Origin of the sequence: Allobosea sp. Root483D1, from assembly GCF_001429505.1 — a bacterium.
Taxonomy (GTDB): domain Bacteria; phylum Pseudomonadota; class Alphaproteobacteria; order Rhizobiales; family Beijerinckiaceae; genus Allobosea.
The window spans coordinates 1-17,188 of record NZ_LMJW01000021.1; the positions used below are offsets into that span (position 1 = coordinate 1).

Consider the following 17,188-nt stretch of genomic DNA (forward strand, 5'->3'; position numbering starts at 1 on the left):
ATGGCCGCTTTATAGGAGCCACCAGCTCCCCATGTCAACACGAGAGATGAAAGTTTTTCGACAGCCGTTCGTTTTTTTTCCGGCTCGCGATTCTCGGGCGTTTTGCCCGCCTTTCTCACGCCCCGGCCCTACACAGGCTGGCCGAGGGCAAGCGCTCGCCCGCAAACAGCCGCAATTTTTCCCCACAGCCACGGCGAGCGCACGGGAGCCTTTGCCAGGACCAGCCCCAAGATTGATTCCCGCGCGTGACGCAGGCATGCTCTTCTCTATATAGGGGCCATGCTCGTTAACGGCATCGAGCCCGGCGCCCGTCGGGCGTTTCAATGGATTCGCCAGACGCCCGATGAACGCCCCTCCGGACCTCAGAGCGCCGCATGAGCCGCTGACGCCGGAAGCGACAGCACTGCTCGTCGATCTCGGGATCGAGCCGCCGATCACCCCGGCCGGGTCCACGCCCGCCGGCATGGACCGCCGCGGCGTCTCGCTGCGCTGGCTCTTCGCCTGCCTGCTGGTCGGCTCCTGCGGCGCGGCGCTCCTCGGCGGCGCCATCCTGGTCGCGGTGCGCGGCGACACCAGCTTCGCCGAGCGTCCGGAGCCCGTCACTCCGCATCAGACCACCTCGGCCGGCGGCGGCGCCCGCAAGGGCGACAAGCTCGTCGCCGAGCAGCCGATCGCCTCGGCGCGGCACAGCGTGCGCGCCCCGATGTCCCAGCGCATCGGCGACCGCGAGGTCATCCGGGTCCGCCCCTTCGTGCGCCTGTCGACCAATCTGTCGCTGACCAGCGGCGTCTACGCCGCCAACATCCCGCCCTTCAATCCGCTGCGGCTTTTCGCCGAGGGCGCGCCCGGCAGCGAGCGCTATGCCGAGCCGGTCACCGAAATGCCGGATGCGGACGTCTCGATCACCAAGCGCGACCTCGCCGACCTGCCGATCATGCCGGGCAAGGCCAATCTCACCGACGCCGACGTCGTCAACCAGATGGAGGAGGAGCGCGCCAACCTCGCCGCCGCCGACCGCCGCGCTGCGCTGCCGATCCCGCCCCAGCTGATGCTGAGCCGCACCCTGGCCCAGGGCAACCAGGCCGCCGGCGCAGGCGCCGGCAATCTCCTGTCTTACGCGCCCGCCACCGACACCTCCTTCTCGAACATCGAGGTCCGCGTCGTCCCGGAGAACGTGACGAACGCACCGAAGACCCCGATGGCCGCCACGCGCGAGCCGCAGGTCGAGGAGAAGCTGCTGATCACCCGCCGCGGCGAGAACTTCGAGACCGTGATACGCAATGCCGGCGCGAACCGCGACCAGATCGTCTCGATGATGAAGGCCTTCGACGGCCGGGTGAAGGTCGCCGCTCTGCCGGAAGGCCAGGTGCTGCAGGCGCTGTTCGCGCCCGGCCCGCGCCCGGGCGATCCCCGCCAGATCATGCGCGTCGCCCTGCTCGACAACGGCCGGCCCTCCGCCGCGATCGCCGTCAACGACAAGGGTCTGTTCGTCCCGGTCTCCCTGCCGAGAAGCGAGACGATCGGCCCGCAGCAGAAGTCGCAAGTCGGCAACCAGGATGACGAGGAGGAAGAGGAAGAGGAGGCCGGCACCGGAGCCCGGCTCTATGAGAGCCTCTACGAGACCGGCCTGCGCCATGACCTCCCGCGCCCGCTGATCGATGAGCTCGTCCGGATCTTCTCCTATGATCTCGACTTCCAGCAGCGCGTGCGCGGCGGCGACAATCTCGAAGTCATCTTCACCGATGACGACGACGGCGAGCGCGCCGAAATCCTGTCGGCGACCCTCACCGTCAACGGCGAGACGCGCCAGGTCTTCCGCTATCAGGCGCCCGAAGACGGGCTGATCGACTATTTCGACAATGACGGCCGTTCGCTGAAGAAGTTCCTGCTGCGCAAACCGATCACCGATGCCGAGATGCGCTCGGGCTTCGGCATGCGCTATCACCCGATCATGCGCTATTCGAAGATGCACACCGGCATCGATTGGGCCAACAAGATCGGCACGCCGATCCTGGCCGCCGGCAACGGCACGATCATCAAGGCGGAATGGGATTCCGGCTATGGCCGGCGCATCGAGATCCAGCACGCCAATGGCTACGTCACCACCTATTCGCACCAATCGGCCTTCGCCAAGGGCATCGCGCCGGGCGTCAAGGTTCGCCAGGGCCAGGTGATCGGCTTCCTCGGCAACACCGGCCTCTCGACCGGGCCGCATCTGCACTACGAGGTCATGGTCAACGGCAACTTCGTCAACCCGATGAAGATCAAGGTGCCGCGCGGCCGTGAGCTCGATGGCAAGGCGCTCGCCGAATTCAAGCGCCAGCGCGACGAGGTTCAGGGCCTGATCGAGAAGGCCGGAGGCCAGACCGCGCAATTGCGCTGATATTCCACCCCCGTCACAGGCCAGATGCTCTCCTCGCTGCTCATCGTTCTGCCCGTCTTCGGCCTGATTGCGATCGGCTATGCCGCGCGCTGGGTGAAGCTGCTGCGCGAAACCACCGGCGAAGGTCTCTCCGACTTCGTCTTCGTGCTCGCCGTCCCCTGCCTGCTGTTCAAGACCCTGGCGACGGCCGCGATCCCGCCGGACCAGCCCTGGGGTTACTGGATCTCCTATTTCACCGGCCTCGCCATCGTCTGGCTGATCGCGCAACTGGTGGCGAAGCGCCTGTTCGCCCGTAAGGGCCCGGAGCTCGTCGTCTCCGGCTTCGCCGCAGCACAGTCGAATACCGTCTTTGTCGGCGTGCCTATGATCCTGAAGGCCTATGGCGAAGCCGGCGCTGTCCCGCTCGGCCTGCTGCTCGCGGTGCATTTGCCGGTGACCATGACGGCCGCGACCCTGCTCGCCGAAGGCCGCGGCACCTCGCCGCTCCTGCTGCTCAAGCGACTGTTCACCCACCCGATCGTCGTCGGCATCCTGCTCGGCAGCGCCGCGCGCCCCTTCGTCGCCCTGGTTCCAACGCCACTCTGGTCGATCGTCGACCTGATCGCGGGCGCCGCCGTCCCCTGCGCCTTGATCAGCCTCGGCATCGCGCTTCGGCGCTATGGCCTGGCCTCGGGCATCGGCCTGCCGACGGTGCTGAGCTTCCTCAAGCTCGTGCTGCACCCCCTCATCGTCTTCCTGCTGGCGACGAAGGTTTTCGCCATGCCGGCGGCCTGGGCCGGCGTCGCCGTGCTCTTCGCCGCCTGCCCCTGCGGCATCAACGCCTATCTCTTCGCCGAACGCTACAAGCGGGGCGTCGCCGATGCCTCGAGCGCGATCGCGCTCTCGACCGGGCTCTCGCTCTTCACCACGATCGGCTGGCTAACCTTTTTGGGGGTCGGCTGAGCTCACCCAGCCTCACAGGCTGTAGCGATTCACGTGAAACCAAGTTGCCGCCGGATCGCTTCCGCACTCGTCCCCTGAGCCCGCAGATCGGCGAGGCTCTGCGACAGCCGGCTCTTCGCCAGCTTCTGCCCGGTCTCGTCGCTGAGCAACCGGTGGAAATGGTAGCGCGGCGTCGGCAGATCGAGCAGGCGCTGCAGCAGGACATGGATATCGGTCGCAGCTTCCAGGTCCTTGCCGCGCACGACATGGCTGACGCCCTGCAGCGCGTCGTCGACCACCACGGAGAGATGATAGCTCGTCGGCACGTCCTTGCGCGCCAGCACGACATCGCCCCAGCGCGCCGGATCGACGGCGACCTCGCTCTCCGCGACATTCTCGTCGAAGAGGCGATAGGAGAGCGCCGCGCCGGCCATGCGGGCCAGGGCTCGGCCGATGGCGAGGCGTAAGACATGCGGCTCGCCTGCCTCGCGGCGCCGGTGTGACTCCGTCTCGCTCAGGGCACGGCACGTCCCCGGATAGAGTGGCGCACCATCGGCATCGCGAGGCCAGGGCGTTCCGGCCTCGGCTTCGCGCCGGCGTACGGCATCCTTCACCTCCTGGCGCGAGCAGAAGCAGGGATAGACCAGCCCCATCGCATCGAGCCGATCCAGCGCCCGGCGATAATCGTCGAAATGCCGGGATTGCCGCCGCACCTGCGGCGCGAAGCCAATGCCGAGCCAGGCGAGGTCCTCATCAATGCCCTGCTCGAATTCCGGCCGGCAGCGCGTCAGGTCGATATCCTCGATCCGCAGTAGCAACTCACCGCCGAAGCGCGCCGCCAACCGCTGATTCTCCAGTGCCGAATAGGCATGGCCGAGATGCAGCCGCCCGTTCGGACTGGGAGCGAAACGGAAAACGGGTGGAGACGACGCCATCTCCTCCTGTCTATGGTCCGCCGCATCTCCCGCCAAGCCCGCCCTCCTGACAGGACCGGGACTGGTGATCGGCGATAGACCGGACCGACATGACGACGATTTCCTGCAACGCCGATCTCGAAGAAGGCATGGTCGCCCTCGCTGCGCTCGATCCTGCCTGGGAACGGATCATCGCCCGTACCGGCATCCCGCCCTTGCGCCGGCGCGACAGCGGTTTCGTCAGCCTCGCCTCGATCATCGTCTCGCAGCAGCTCTCGGTGGCGAGCGCCCGCGCCGTCTGGGCAAGGGTCGAGAGCGTGCTCAGCCCCCTGACGCCGGAGCGCGTCCTCGCCGCCAGCGACGATGAGATGCGCCTGTCGGGGCTGTCGCGGCCGAAGCAGAAGACATTGCGCGCCGTCGCCGCCGCGATCGCCGAGAATAAGCTCGATCTCGCCGCGCTGGAGACGGCGACGCCGGACTTCGTCCATGCGCACATGACCGCGGTCTCCGGCATCGGCCCCTGGACGGCGGATGTCTATCTGCTGTTCTGCCTTGGCCATCGCGACGGCTTCGCCGCTGGCGACCTCGCCGTGCAGGAGGCGGCGAAGGTCGCTTTTGCACTGCCGGCGCGCCCGAAGCCGGTCGAGTTGACCGAACTGGCGGAGGCATGGCGGCCCTGGCGCGGCGTCGCCGCGCGGCTGCTCTGGGCCTATTATGCGGCGCTGAAATCCCGTGAGGGCATCAACGCCTGAAGCGGCTAAAGCATCGGACCGAAAAGTGGAATCCACTTTTCGGAAAAATCCGATGCAATAACAACGAGATAGATCACCATTATCGCGTCTTGTCGGACGCCGGTGATCTAGCCGCGCGCGATCTTCAGCGCCGTCTGCGCCGCATTGCGCAGGAAGCCCGTGTCGCTCATCACCGTGACCAGCCGCGCGCCGAGCGCGATGCCTTGCGCGGCGCGCTCGGCGCTCGCGGCATAGAAAGCGACCGGCTTCTTCACCGCATTGGCCCGCGCCACGATATGGCGCATCGCATCGTCGACTTCCTTGGCCGCGGCGTTGACGGAAGCCCCACCCGAGAGCGCGATCGAGAGATCGGACGGGCCGACGAAAAGCGCATCGATCCCCTCAAGAGCGAGGATGTCGTCGACGATCGCCATCGCCTCGCGCGTCTCGATCATCGCGAAGGTCAGCGAGAAGGCGTTGGCCTGCCTGAGATAGCTGTTTTGGTCGAGGCCGGAGGCGCCGAGACCGCCATAGCTGCCCCAGCTGCGCTCGCCGAGCGGAGGATACTTGGCATAAGCCGCGAGCCGGCGCGCATCCTCGATCGTGTTGATCATCGGCGCGATCACGCCCGATGCGCCGGAATCGAACAGCTTCGAGACGTTCTGGAACTCGCCGACCGGAATGCGCGCCAGCGCCGGCTTGCCGGCGGCGTTGATCAGCGGAATCGCCCGGATCACCTCGGCCAGCGTGATCGGGCCGTGCTGCATGTCGAGCGTGACCGCGTCGAAGCCCTCCTGCGCCAGGATCGCGGCGATGCTCGGATCGGGCAGGCCGCACCAGGCGGACAGCAGCGTCTCGCCCTTGGCGAGGCGATCGGCGAGCGAGGACAGCACGGTCGGCTTGGCGGCGGTCATGGGCGCATTCATCCGGTTGCCCGCTCTTCACCACTGGCGGGTCCGTGACCCTGGACCGAACCAGCGGTGAAAGGCAAACCATGCGGCATGCGCCATGCTCAAGGGCGCAATGCGTGGAGGCCGCGCAAGCGGCCGCCCCGTCAGCGGCCGGCCTGGACCTCGTCGGCGGCCTTGATCAGCAGCTCCGTCATGGTCCGGCGGATCTCGTCATCGGCGACCGTGACGCCGCCCGCGGCGAAATCGGCCTTGACCTTGCGCAGAACATCGTCGTCGCCGGCCTCCTCGAAATCGGCGAGCACCACCGACTTGGCATAGGCGTCGGCATCGGCGCCGTTCTTGCCAAGCTTCTCGGCCGCCCACAGGCCAAGCAGCTTGTTGCGGCGGGCCGTCGCCTTGAAGCGCAGCTCCTCGTCATGCGCGAACTTGCTCTCGTACGCGTCCTTGCGCTGGTCGAAGGTGGTCATGTGGCTCTTATCCTCTTCGGAGCGGCAAAATCATGCTGCGGCGCGATATCAGCTTCGCCATATAGCAACCTGATGGCGGTGCGGGCTAGAGGCTCAGCTGTTCAAGCTGACCCGCACCGTCGAATCCGGCGCCGCGACGTGGCCCCCGGCGCTTTGTTGCGTTTGCAGCGCGAAAGGCCCATATAGCGCGAGTGTGGCCAGTTCTTCAGGAGCAAGGCCCACATGAACCAGCCAGACCGGCGCGCCAGGATCGAACTCGACAGAGCAACGAGATTGCGCGAGAGCGTGCTGAAAAGGGCCATGATCCCGCCGCGGGCAACCGCGACCAGAGAGAGGCCGACCCTTTGGATTTCCTCAAGCCACGGTATATCCCGATGAACCGCCGCCGTCGCATTTACGAAGGCAAGGCGAAGGTCCTCTATGAGGGACCGGAGCCCGGAACGCTGATCCAGCATTTCAAGGACGACGCGACCGCCTTCAATGCCAAGAAGCATGAAGTGATCGACGGCAAGGGTGTGCTGAACAACCGCATCTCCGAGCATATCTTCAGCAACCTGAACGACATCGGCGTTCCCACGCATTTCATCCGCCGGCTCAACATGCGCGAGCAGCTGATTCGCGAGGTCGAGATCATTCCGCTCGAGGTCGTGGTCCGCAATGTCGCGGCCGGCTCGCTCTCGACCAAGCTCGGCATCGAGGAGGGTACCCAGCTGCCGCGCTCGATCATCGAGTTCTACTACAAGAACGACGCGTTGAACGATCCGATGGTCTCGGAAGAGCATATCACCGCCTTCGGCTGGGCGACGCCGCAGGAGATCGACGACATCATGGCGCTCGCCATTCGCGTCAATGATTTCCTTTCCGGCCTCTTCCTTGGCGCCGGCATCCGTCTCGTCGACTTCAAGATCGAGTGCGGCCGCCTCTGGGAAGGCGACATGATGCGCATCGTCGTCGCCGACGAGATCAGCCCCGATTCCTGCCGCCTTTGGGACATCCGGTCGAAGGACAAGATGGACAAGGATCGCTTCCGCCGCGACCTGGGCGGACTGATCGAGGCCTATACCGAGGTGGCACGCCGCCTCGGCATCCTCGGCGAGAACGAGAAGCCGGGCCCGGCAGGCCCCCGGCTCGTGCAATAATTGCCGCGCCTCGTGCAGTGAGCGTGACGGCTACAGAGGCTATGATCGACGGACGGGGGCGCTTGCGCTCCCGTTTGCGTTTTGGCGCGCTCGCACTCGGCCTCCTGCTGATCGCCGGCTGCGCCGATCATTTCGGACCGGGCCTCGTCCAGCTCGCCGCCGGGCGCGGCTGGGAGCCGCTGCCGATCCAGAACTGGGTGGTGAACGACGGCATCAACCCGAAGGCGATGGTCTTTTGCACGCCGCAGGACTGCCAGCGCCCTGGCGTGGCCGCGTTGCTGAGCTTCGAAGGCCGCGAAGCCGCCGATATGGCGAGGACGCTCGCGCTCAACCCGGTGCGGCTGGCGCGCGAATTCTCGAAGCGTCCGAAGGCGAAGCAGGCGCAGAAGCCGAAGAGCACCACCACCGTCTCCCGCTTCAAGCAGGAGGGTACCGACGGCATTCTCGTCGAGATCCGGGCCAAGGAAGGCGGCCGGCTGGCCGCGACCGCGATCCTCTACGCCCGCAAGGACAATACGCTCGCCATGGCGATCGCGGTGACCGACGATTCGCAAGCGGCCCAGGATTTCGCCCGCGCCACCTGGGCGAGCCGCTGACGCGGCCGATCGATCCGCAATCAGGAGGCCCCGATGGGCGACAAGCCACAGCTCGACCCTCTTCTGGTCCAGGATTTCGTCCGCGCCGCCCATGGCAATCTCGAGCGGGTCACGGCCCTCGTCGCCGAGCATCCGACCCTCGTGAACGCGGTCTGGGATTGGGGCGGCGGCGATTGGGAGAGCGGTCTTGGCGCCGCAGCCCATACGGGTCGGCGCGAGATCGCCGAGTTCCTGCTCGCACGGGGCGCTCGAATGGATGTCTTCGCGGCAGCGATGCTCGGGCATCTCGACCTGGTCCGCGCCCATCTCGCCGCCCTGCCTGCTGCCCTGACTGCATCTGGTCCCCACGGCATCCCGCTGCTCACACATGCCAAGATGGGCGGCGACTCTGCGAGGCCCGTGCTCGATTATCTGCAAGGCCTGCTGGACAACCGCGTCACCGCCGCCGCGTCGGCGGACGCGACAAAGAGTTGAGCCCTCGGCGATTCGCCGCTAAGGCACCCGCACAATCCCGCCCGGAGATCACAATGAAAGCCCGCGTCACCGTCACCCTCAAGACCGGCGTGCTCGACCCGCAGGGCAAGGCGATCGAGGGCGCGCTGAAATCCCTCGGCATCGAAGGCGTCGGCTCGGTCCGCCAGGGCAAGGTCTTCGACATCGAGCTCGACGGCGCCGACAATGCCGCTGCCGAGGCTGCGCTCAAGGCGGCCTGCGAGAAGCTGCTCGCCAACACCGTGATCGAGAATTACCGCGTCGAGTTGCAGGCGTGAGCCTGGACACGTCGATGATCGTACCGGCGACGCCGGCCGATATCGACGCGATCATGGCCTGCGAGCGCAGGCCCGGCTATGAGGCGACCGTCGGGCGCTGGAGCCGCGAGGAACACCTCGCCGGCATGGCCGACCCAACGCATCGCTATTTCGTCTCACGCCAGCCGGATGGCGCCATCGCGGGCTTCGTGATGCTGCAGGAGGTCGGCCTCGCAGCCGATTCCATCCTGGTGCGCCGCATTGCCGTCGACGAGCCGCGGCGTGGCTATGGTCGGCAATTGCTCGGCCATGCGCTGCAAGTGATCTTCGATGAATTCGATGCCCGCAGTGCCCGTCTCGGCGTCCGCGCCTACAATGCAAGTGGCATCGCTCTTTACTCTGCCCTCGGGATGAGGGAGGAGAACCGCCGCGAAGAGCCGGGACATAATGGCAAAACCGTCACGGTGATCACCATGACGATGGATGCCGAGAGCTACCGTCAGCCGAAAAGGGCGAATCCATGAAGGCCGCCGTCATCACCTTCCCCGGCTCGAACCGCGACGGCGACGTCGCCAAGGCGCTGCGCCAGGCCGGCGCGACCGTCGAGAATGTCTGGCATGGCGATCATCAACTGCCGGCCGGAACCGATCTCGTCGTCCTGCCGGGCGGCTTCTCCTATGGCGATTATCTGCGCTGCGGCGCCATCGCCGGCCGCGCCCACATCATGGACGCGACGCGGGCGCATGCGGCGCGCGGCGGCCTCGTCCTCGGCATCTGCAACGGCTTCCAGATCGCCTGCGAGTCCGGGTTGTTGCCGGGCGTCCTCGCTCGCAACGCCAATCTGAAATTTGTCTGCAAACGCCAGCACCTCAAGGTCGAGCGCAACGACACGGCCTTCACCTCGGCTTATGCCAAAGGCCAGGTGATCGATGTCTGCATCGCTCATGGCGAAGGCAACTACATCTGCGATACCGAGACCCTCGCCCGGCTCGAAGGCGAAGGCCTCGTTGCCTTCCGCTATTGCGATGCCGACGGCCAGATCACGGCCGAGGCCGATCCGAACGGCTCGCTCAACCACATCGCGGGGATCTACTCGCCGAACCGCAACGTTCTCGGCCTGATGCCGCACCCGGAAAACCTGATCGACGGCCTCGTCGGCGGCACCGACGGACGCGGCATGTTCGAAAGCCTGGTCGGGGCTAAGAACGCGGCCTGACAAAGCGCGTCATTCTCGGGCGAAGCGCAGCGCAGACCCGAGAATCTCGTGCCGGAAGAGATGCCTTCTCGTCCTGAGATGGTCGGGTCAAGCCCGACCATGACGCGCTGACGCGCGTCATTTCACCAGTGCCGCAGCCTTCGCCAGTATCCGCGACGCCGCCTGCCCGTCGAGCGGGCCGACATGCTTCTCCAAAATTCGCCCGTCCGGCCCGATCAGGAAGGTCTCGGGCACGCCGTAGACGCCCCAGTCGATCGCGGCGCGGCCGGCGCGATCGACGCCGACGGCCGAATAGGGATTGCCGAGCGCGCCGAGGAAGCGGCGGGCATTCTCGGTCTCGTCCTTGTAGTTGAAGCCGACGAGCGCGACCTTGCCCTGCTTCACCGCGGCCGAATCCGCCATGGCGACGAGGAAGGGATGCTCGACCCGGCAGGGCGCACACCAGCTCGCGAAGACGTTGACGATCGTCGCCTTGCCCTTGGCGAGGTCAGTGATGCTGAATGTGGGCACCGGCTGACCGTCGCGCTGCAGCCCTTCCAGCGGGGTCAGCGTGATCGCCGGGGCCGGCTTGCCGATCAGAGCCGAGGGCACCTTGCTGGCATCGCCCGAGAACAACCCCTTGGCGAACACCGCCGCCAGCGCCGCGAAGATCAACAGCGGGATGGCGAAGAGCCAGGGCGAGCGCCGTGGCGGCGAAACCGAGGCTTCGCTCATGGCGTGCCCACCGCTTCGGCGGCCGGCGCCGCGTTCCTCCAGCGCCGCGAGCGCACGCCTCTGCGCGCGCCGGTCGAGCAGGATGGTTGCAGCCAGGCCGAGCAGGATCACCGCAGCCGCCAGATAGGCGGCGAGGATGAAGCCTGCATGCTGTCCGAGCAGGTCCATCATTGCGCCGCCTGCAGGGAAAGCCGGTCGAGCCGCTCGGCCTCGAAGATCGTCAGCGTCCGGACTCGCCGGCGCAGGATCTCGGCCTGCATCGCGGCGCAGTGCAGCGCCAGCGCCAGCAGCGTGAAGCCGAGCGCGGTGATCACGAGCGGCCAGAGCATCGAGGCGTGGATGGTCGGCCCGCCCAGCCGCAGCACCGAGGCCGGCTGGTGCAGCGTGCTCCACCAGTCGACCGAAAACTTGATGACCGGGATGTTGACGCAGCCGACCAGCGTCAGGATTGCGACGGCGCGCCCGGCGCGCGAGGGCTCATCGATGGCACGGCGCAGCGCGATGACGCCGAGATAGAGCAGGAACAGCACCAGCATCGAGGTCAGGCGTGCATCCCAGACCCAGTAGGTGCCCCACATCGGCTTGCCCCAGAACGAGCCGGTGAGCAGGCAGATCAGCGCGAAACAGGCGCCGATCGGCGCCGCGGCCTGCTGGGCGACATCGGCCAGCGGATGGCGCCAGACCAGGACCCCGAGCGCCGAGAGCGCCATCATCGAATAAAACATCAGCGCCAGCCAGGCGGCCGGCACATGGATGTACATGATCTTGATGGTCTCGCCCTGCTGGTAGTCGGACGGGGCGACGAACCAGACGAGATAGAAGCCGATGGCGAGCAGCAGCGCCGCGGTGCCCGAAAGCCAGGGCAGCAACGCGCTCGACAGGCGCATGAAGCGCGCCGGATTGGCCAGTTCGGTAAGGCTCGCCATGAAGGTGGTGGCCGGCTCTGCTCTTTTTTCGACCAGAGAGCATGTAGCAATCGCCGGCCCGGCTCACAATCGATGAGCGACGCCTGCGACGATGAGGCCCCCGATAGCGCTAATCCTTTTCGGAGGCGTTCGACCCAATGCCTGCGTCGTTCTCGAGAACGCTGAAGCTGCCGGAACGGGCGCCATCCGCAGCGACGTCGAAGCCCTCCGCACTCAGGCCACGCCTGAGCAGTTCCCGCACCGCGGCCGCGCGGCTCGGCATGCGCTTGTCGAAGCGCCAGTTCTCGACGGCGCGGAGCTCGTCCGCGCTCAGCATGATCTGCAGACGTTCGCCACGCTCTAGGTCAGACATTGCGCGCTCCCCATCACGCTAAAAATGAGTAAGTGATGGTATAAGCACAAAAGACGCTTTTGCAAGGGGTGGCGCCGGAAGCGCCACCTTAGCGCCATGCCACTGCATCACCTTCGCAGCAACTTACTAACATATTGAAATAATTTAACTTTTTTCTTGAATTGCTTTAGTCCCTGCGCTATCTCTCAGTTCAGGAGGGATAGTCATGCTCATCAAGCTTTCAGACCCCATGCGTCGCGATATCGAAACGACGATTCGCTTGAAGGCCGGTGAATCGCGGATCATCGACGTCTTCGGCGTGGCGGGCGAGGTCCAGCTTCGTTTTGCCGAAGACAATGTTGCACTCGAGGACATCGCCTCTGTCGTTGCGCAGCTTGCGTCCCAATCCGGCTGTGCGCTCGAACTCAATGCCAGCGACGGCCAGCCAACCTTGAACTGAACTCACTCCGGCTGGCGCAACGCCGCCGCAGCCGCGACGCAACCCATCACCGCCGACGCCAACGACAGCGCTCCGAGGATCAGCAGCGGGCTCTGCAGCGACATCGGGCTGCGCGCCGCATCGGCGGCCGAGACACCGAAGATCAGCACCGGCACACAGAGCGGCGCGACCAGGATCGGCAGGATCAAGCCGCCGCGGCGCAGGGTCGCGGTCAGCGCCGCCGCCGCCGCGCCGATGAAGCTCAGCGCCGGCGTTCCCAGCGCGAGGCTCGCCGTCAGCGGCACGACGCCTTCGGCCGGCAGAGCGACGAGCAGGCCGAGCAGCGGCGCAGCGAGCGTCAGCGGCAGGCCCGTCGTCAGCCAATGCGCCAGCGCCTTGGCGAAGACGGCGAGTTCCAGTGGCAGCGCCGCGCCGCGGATCAGGTCGAGCGAGCCATCCTCCTCATCGGCCTGGAACAGCCGGTCGAGCCCGATCAGCGTCGCCAGAAGCGCGCCAAGCCAGAGGATGGCCGGGCCGATCCGCGACAGCAGGTTGAGGTCGGGCCCGAGCGCGAACGGGATCAGCACGACGACGGTCAGGAAGAAGACGAGCGCGAGCTCGCCGCCGCCGCCGGCCCGGATCGCCAGCGCAAGATCACGCCGGAGGATGGCGAGAAAGGCGCGGCTCACGGCCCGATCCTGAGTTCGCGCGCGCCGTCGAGGCCGAGCGGTCCATGGGTCGCGGCCAGGATCGCACCGCCCGCGGCCAGATGCGCCTGCATCAGTTGGGAGAGCATCGTCTGCGAGCCGACATCGAGCGCCGCCATCGGCTCATCGAGCAACCAGATCGGCCGCGAGGCCACCAGGAGCCGCGCCAGCGCGACGCGCCGGCGCTGGCCGGCCGAGAGATAGCCGACCGGCAACGGCCCGACATGCGGCAGGCCGACCGTGGCGAGCGCCTCAGCGGGATTCTGCCCCGGCGAACCAAGCAGCTCCTGCGCAAAACGCAGGTTCTCGGCCGCGGTCAGCGCGGTCTTGAGCCCGTCGCGATGCCCGACCAGATGGGCGGCCTCTGCCAGCGGCATGTCGTCGAGACCATCGAGCCGGATCGCACCCGCCTCGGGGCGCAGGCGTCCGCACAGCATGGCGATCAGGCTCGACTTGCCGGCGCCGTTGCGGCCGGTGAGCGCGATGGCCTCGCCGTTTTCCAGACGAAAGCCGACGCCGTCGAAGATCGCGCGACCGCCACGGCGGCAGGCGAGCGCTTCGGCCGTCAGGGCAAACGTCTGGAATCGAATCTGCGTCACGCCGAGCCTGTCTTCCGAAGCGTCATTAGCTCCTCGTGCGACGCATATCGAGCCTGTAGCGGGCTTCTTGGAATTGATCTATAGAACCCGTGGCTACGCCGCACGCCGATCCGGCGCGGGGCTCGGGCACTCCCGGGGCGGCGTGCGCGTCATGCGCAACAGGCCTTCGACCGGATTCATCCGCAAGGAGGAATTCGGCTCGTGACCGCAACCCCTTGATCAGGATGTAAGCCAAAATGGCCTCGCTCGATTCATTCAAGTGCCGCAAGACGCTGACCGTCGGCACGAAGAAATATGTCTATTACTCGCTGAAGGCGGCCGAGAAGAACGGCCTCGCCGGCATTTCCAAGCTCCCCTTCTCGATGAAGGTGCTGCTCGAGAACCTGCTGCGCTTCGAGGATGGCCGCTCCGTCACCAAGGCCGATATCGAGAATTTCGTCGGCTGGCTCGACGACAAGGGCAAGGCCGGCAAGGAGATCGGCTTCCGCCCTGCCCGCGTGCTGATGCAGGACTTCACCGGCGTGCCGGCGGTGGTCGACCTCGCCGCGATGCGTGACGGCGTCGTCGCGCTCGGCGGCGACCCCAAGAAGATCAACCCGCTGGTCCCGGTCGATCTCGTCATCGACCATTCCGTCATCGTCGACGAGTTCGGCTCGCCCAAGGCGTTCAAGCAGAACGTCGATCTTGAATACCAGCGCAATGGCGAGCGCTACCGCTTCCTGAAATGGGGCCAGGGCGCCTTCGACAATTTCCGCGTCGTGCCGCCGGGCACCGGCATCTGCCACCAGGTCAACCTGGAATACCTCGCCCAGACCGTCTGGACGGCGAAGGAGAAGGTGAAGAAGGGCAAGAAGACCGAGACCGTCGAGGTCGCCTATCCCGACACCGTGGTCGGTACCGATTCGCACACCACCATGGTCAACGGCCTGTCCGTGCTCGGCTGGGGCGTCGGCGGCATCGAGGCCGAGGCCGCCATGCTCGGCCAGCCGCAGTCGATGCTGCTGCCCGAGGTGATCGGCTTCAAGCTCACCGGCAAGCTCAAGGAAGGCATCACCGCGACCGACCTCGTGCTCACGGTCACGCAGATGCTGCGCAAGAAGGGCGTCGTCGGCAAGTTCGTCGAGTTCTTCGGCCCCGGCCTCTACAATCTGACGCTGGCCGACCGCGCCACCATCGCCAACATGGGCCCGGAATACGGCGCGACCTGCGGCTTCTTCCCGGTCGATGCCGAGACCCTGAATTATCTGGAGACCACCAGCCGCAAGGCCGCCCGCGTCGCCCTCGTCGAGAAGTATGCAAAGGCCCAGGGGCTGTTCGCGACCCGCTCGACGCCCGACCCGGTCTTCACCGACACGCTCGAGCTCGACCTCGCCACGGTGCAGGCCTCGATGGCCGGCCCGAAGCGTCCGGAAGGCCGCGCCGATCTCGGCGCGATCAAGAGCGGCTTCGCCGCCGCGATGGACAGCGACTACAAGAAGGGCAGCGAGCTTTCGCGCCGCGTCAAGGTCGAGGGTGAGAAGTTCGATCTCGGCCATGGCGACGTCGTCATCGCCGCCATCACCTCCTGCACCAACACATCGAACCCTTCGGTGCTGATGGCCGCCGGCCTGCTCGCCCGCAACGCCGTGGCGAAGGGCCTCAAGGTCAAGCCCTGGGTCAAGACCTCGCTGGCGCCGGGATCGCAGGTCGTGGCCGAGTATCTCGCCAAGGCCGGCCTGCAGAAGGATCTCGACAAGCTCGGCTTCAACCTGGTCGGCTTCGGCTGCACCACCTGCATCGGCAATTCCGGCCCGCTGCCGGCGCCGATCTCGAAGGCGATCAACGATCAGGGCCTGATCGCCGGCGCCGTGATCTCGGGCAACCGCAACTTCGAGGGCCGCGTCTCGCCGGACGTGCAGGCGAACTATCTCGCCTCGCCGCCGCTGGTCGTCGCCTATGCGCTGGCCGGTTCGGTACAAATCGACCTGACCATCGAGCCGCTCGGCATGGGCAAGGACGGCAAGCCGGTCTACCTCAAGGACATCTGGCCCTCCAACAAGGAGATCCAGGCCTTCATCGCCAAGAACGTCACCAAGGCGATCTTCAAGGCGAAGTATGCCGACGTCTTCAAGGGCGACGCCAACTGGCAGAAGGTCAAGGCGCCGACCGGCCAGACCTATGCATGGGACGACAACTCGACCTATGTACAGAACCCGCCCTATTTCCGCGGCATGGGCAAGCAGCCGGTACCGGTCACCGACGTCGTCGGCGCCCGCATCCTCGGCCTGTTCGGCGACAAGATCACCACCGACCACATCTCGCCGGCCGGTTCGATCAAGGCCGCCTCGCCGGCAGGCGCCTATCTCACCGAGCACGGCGTCGCCGTCGCCGACTTCAACCAGTACGGCACGCGCCGCGGCAATCATGAGGTGATGATGCGCGGCACCTTCGCCAACATCCGCATCCGCAACCACATGATGGGCCCGAACGGGCGCGAGGGCGGCTACACCATCCACTATCCCAGCAAGGAAGAGCTGCCGATCTACGACGCCTCGATGCGCTACCAGGCCGAGAAGGTGCCGCTGGTGATCTTCGCCGGCGTCGAATACGGCAACGGTTCCTCGCGCGACTGGGCGGCCAAGGGCACCAACCTGCTCGGCGTCAAGGCCGTGATCGCCCAGAGCTTTGAGCGCATCCACCGCTCGAACCTGGTCGGCATGGGCGTGGTGCCGTTCACCCTGCAGGAGGGCACGAGCTGGGCCTCGCTCGGCCTCAAGGGCGACGAAAGCGTGACGATCAAGGGCCTCGCCACCGTCAAGCCGCGCCAGACCCTCGAAGCCGAAATCACCTATGCCGACGGCAAGGTGAAGAAGGTTCCGATCCTCTGCCGCATCGATACGCTGGACGAGCTCGACTACTTCAAGAACGCTGGCATCCTGCACTACGTGCTGCGCGGCATTGCCGCGTAAGATTCGGCGGCGACGATACTGGACGCCCGGCCCTCGAGCCGGGCGTCCCTCTTTGGTCGTGACGGTTGTCCTATTCTGCACTGAGGTGTAAGGGGGCGGTCACAGTCATCCTCGGCGGGGGGCTTGGGGCAGGCGCGGGGCGAACGCGCCCGGACGCCATCCGCCATCATCATTCCACGACGGAGCACCCGCATGTCCGCCACGTTCGAGACGGTCGCCGGCATCATTTCGGAGACTTGCGACATTCCTCGCGAGAAGATCACGCCCCAGAGCCACGCGATCGAAGATCTCGGCATCGACTCCCTCGCCTTCCTCGACATCGCCTTCGCGATCGACAAGGCCTTCGGCATCAAGCTGCCGCTGGAGCAGTGGACCCAGGAGGTCAACGAGGGCAAGGCGCCGGCAGAGCAGTATTTCGTGCTCGAGAATCTCTGCAAGCGCATCGACGACCTCGTCGCCGCCAAAGCCGCCTGAACGAGCACCGGCTCGAAAGAGCC

At 66.3% G+C, this 17,188-nt stretch carries 20 protein-coding genes and 1 pseudogene; 12 read left to right on the top strand and 9 right to left on the bottom strand.

Features of this window, described 5'->3' with window-relative positions; translation table 11 throughout:
* Positions 1 to 343 precede the first annotated feature (343 nt).
* Both ASE66_RS22320 and ASE66_RS22325 read left to right on the top strand, forming a co-directional pair.
* Complete coding sequence (locus ASE66_RS22320) at positions 344 to 2,383, top strand: M23 family metallopeptidase (protein WP_057191970.1); 2,040 nt, start codon at positions 344 to 346, stop codon at positions 2,381 to 2,383.
* Between the two features lie 24 nt (positions 2,384 to 2,407).
* Positions 2,408 to 3,325, top strand: a complete 918-nt coding sequence (locus ASE66_RS22325) for an AEC family transporter (RefSeq protein ID WP_057191971.1) — start codon at positions 2,408 to 2,410, stop codon at positions 3,323 to 3,325.
* Positions 3,326 to 3,354: 29 nt separating this feature from the next.
* Here ASE66_RS22325 and gluQRS read toward each other — a convergent pair whose 3' ends face one another.
* A complete protein-coding gene (gene gluQRS / locus ASE66_RS22330; RefSeq protein ID WP_057191972.1) occupies positions 3,355 to 4,239 on the bottom strand; it encodes a tRNA glutamyl-Q(34) synthetase GluQRS in 885 nt (294 codons plus the stop codon).
* Positions 4,240 to 4,328: 89 nt separating this feature from the next.
* Here gluQRS and ASE66_RS22335 point away from each other — a divergent pair, with 89 nt between their 5' ends.
* Complete coding sequence (locus ASE66_RS22335) at positions 4,329 to 4,970, top strand: DNA-3-methyladenine glycosylase family protein (protein ID WP_057191973.1); 642 nt, start codon at positions 4,329 to 4,331, stop codon at positions 4,968 to 4,970.
* Between the two features lie 107 nt (positions 4,971 to 5,077).
* On the opposite strand, the gene ASE66_RS22340 is transcribed toward ASE66_RS22335, so the two are convergent.
* Positions 5,078 to 5,863, bottom strand: coding sequence for an HpcH/HpaI aldolase family protein (locus tag ASE66_RS22340; RefSeq protein ID WP_057191974.1), 786 nt, complete (start codon positions 5,861 to 5,863; stop codon positions 5,078 to 5,080).
* Between the two features lie 140 nt (positions 5,864 to 6,003).
* The gene (locus ASE66_RS22345) at positions 6,004 to 6,327 is read right to left on the bottom strand and encodes a DUF1476 domain-containing protein (protein ID WP_057191975.1); all 324 of its coding nucleotides are present in this window, start codon (positions 6,325 to 6,327) and stop codon (positions 6,004 to 6,006) included.
* Positions 6,328 to 6,671: 344 nt separating this feature from the next.
* Here ASE66_RS22345 and purC point away from each other — a divergent pair, with 344 nt between their 5' ends.
* The 6 genes from purC to purQ all read left to right on the top strand — a co-directional run bounded on the left by purC (position 6,672) and on the right by purQ (position 10,027).
* The gene (purC, locus tag ASE66_RS22350; protein WP_057191976.1) at positions 6,672 to 7,466 is read left to right on the top strand and encodes a phosphoribosylaminoimidazolesuccinocarboxamide synthase; all 795 of its coding nucleotides are present in this window, start codon (positions 6,672 to 6,674) and stop codon (positions 7,464 to 7,466) included.
* Positions 7,467 to 7,528: 62 nt separating this feature from the next.
* A complete protein-coding gene (locus tag ASE66_RS22355; RefSeq protein ID WP_156412282.1) occupies positions 7,529 to 8,062 on the top strand; it encodes a hypothetical protein in 534 nt (177 codons plus the stop codon).
* A 33-nt stretch (positions 8,063 to 8,095) separates the two neighbouring features.
* Positions 8,096 to 8,536, top strand: a complete 441-nt coding sequence (locus tag ASE66_RS22360) for a hypothetical protein (RefSeq protein ID WP_057191978.1) — start codon at positions 8,096 to 8,098, stop codon at positions 8,534 to 8,536.
* 53 nt (positions 8,537 to 8,589) lie between these two features.
* Complete coding sequence (gene purS, locus ASE66_RS22365) at positions 8,590 to 8,832, top strand: phosphoribosylformylglycinamidine synthase subunit PurS (protein WP_057191979.1); 243 nt, start codon at positions 8,590 to 8,592, stop codon at positions 8,830 to 8,832.
* The gene (locus ASE66_RS22370; RefSeq protein ID WP_057191980.1) at positions 8,829 to 9,335 is read left to right on the top strand and encodes a GNAT family N-acetyltransferase; all 507 of its coding nucleotides are present in this window, start codon (positions 8,829 to 8,831) and stop codon (positions 9,333 to 9,335) included. The genes purS and ASE66_RS22370 overlap by 4 nt, the downstream gene beginning before the upstream one ends.
* Complete coding sequence (purQ, locus tag ASE66_RS22375; RefSeq protein ID WP_057191981.1) at positions 9,332 to 10,027, top strand: phosphoribosylformylglycinamidine synthase subunit PurQ; 696 nt, start codon at positions 9,332 to 9,334, stop codon at positions 10,025 to 10,027. The genes ASE66_RS22370 and purQ overlap by 4 nt, the downstream gene beginning before the upstream one ends.
* 117 nt (positions 10,028 to 10,144) lie before the next feature.
* Here the strand turns inward: purQ and ASE66_RS22380 are convergent, their stop codons facing one another.
* The 4 genes and pseudogenes from ASE66_RS22380 to ASE66_RS22390 all read right to left on the bottom strand — a co-directional run bounded on the left by ASE66_RS22380 (position 10,145) and on the right by ASE66_RS22390 (position 12,019).
* The gene (locus ASE66_RS22380) at positions 10,145 to 10,741 is read right to left on the bottom strand and encodes a DsbE family thiol:disulfide interchange protein (protein WP_057192062.1); all 597 of its coding nucleotides are present in this window, start codon (positions 10,739 to 10,741) and stop codon (positions 10,145 to 10,147) included.
* A 36-nt stretch (positions 10,742 to 10,777) separates the two neighbouring features.
* Positions 10,778 to 10,912, bottom strand: a pseudogene (gene ccmD, locus ASE66_RS33740) (heme exporter protein CcmD); the annotation flags it as partial.
* The gene (locus tag ASE66_RS22385; RefSeq protein WP_057191982.1) at positions 10,909 to 11,667 is read right to left on the bottom strand and encodes a heme ABC transporter permease; all 759 of its coding nucleotides are present in this window, start codon (positions 11,665 to 11,667) and stop codon (positions 10,909 to 10,911) included. The pseudogene ccmD and the gene ASE66_RS22385, both read right to left, overlap by 4 nt.
* Positions 11,668 to 11,776: 109 nt before the next feature.
* Positions 11,777 to 12,019 carry a hypothetical protein gene (locus ASE66_RS22390; RefSeq protein ID WP_057191983.1) on the bottom strand — a complete coding sequence of 81 codons (243 nt, stop codon included), beginning with the start codon at positions 12,017 to 12,019 and terminating at the stop codon, positions 11,777 to 11,779.
* A gap of 205 nt (positions 12,020 to 12,224) precedes the next feature.
* Between ASE66_RS22390 and ASE66_RS22395 the strand changes: the two genes are divergently transcribed.
* Positions 12,225 to 12,458 (top strand): hypothetical protein, encoded by a 234-nt coding sequence (locus ASE66_RS22395; RefSeq protein ID WP_057191984.1) that lies wholly within the window; start codon positions 12,225 to 12,227, stop codon positions 12,456 to 12,458.
* A gap of 2 nt (positions 12,459 to 12,460) precedes the next feature.
* On the opposite strand, the gene ccmB is transcribed toward ASE66_RS22395, so the two are convergent.
* Entirely contained in the window at positions 12,461 to 13,126 is a 666-nt protein-coding gene (gene ccmB / locus ASE66_RS22400) for a heme exporter protein CcmB (protein ID WP_057191985.1), read from the bottom strand.
* A complete protein-coding gene (gene ccmA, locus ASE66_RS22405) occupies positions 13,123 to 13,743 on the bottom strand; it encodes a heme ABC exporter ATP-binding protein CcmA (RefSeq protein WP_244495026.1) in 621 nt (206 codons plus the stop codon). The genes ccmB and ccmA overlap by 4 nt, the downstream gene beginning before the upstream one ends.
* Positions 13,744 to 13,979: 236 nt before the next feature.
* On the opposite strand from ccmA, the gene acnA reads away from it, so the two are divergent.
* Together acnA and ASE66_RS22415 are read left to right on the top strand one after the other, a co-directional pair.
* Positions 13,980 to 16,691: an aconitate hydratase AcnA gene (acnA, locus tag ASE66_RS22410; protein WP_057191986.1), complete on the top strand. Its 2,712-nt coding sequence runs from the start codon at positions 13,980 to 13,982 to the stop codon at positions 16,689 to 16,691.
* Positions 16,692 to 16,883: 192 nt separating this feature from the next.
* Complete coding sequence (locus ASE66_RS22415) at positions 16,884 to 17,165, top strand: acyl carrier protein (protein WP_057191987.1); 282 nt, start codon at positions 16,884 to 16,886, stop codon at positions 17,163 to 17,165.
* The last annotated feature ends 23 nt before the right edge of the window (positions 17,166 to 17,188 follow it).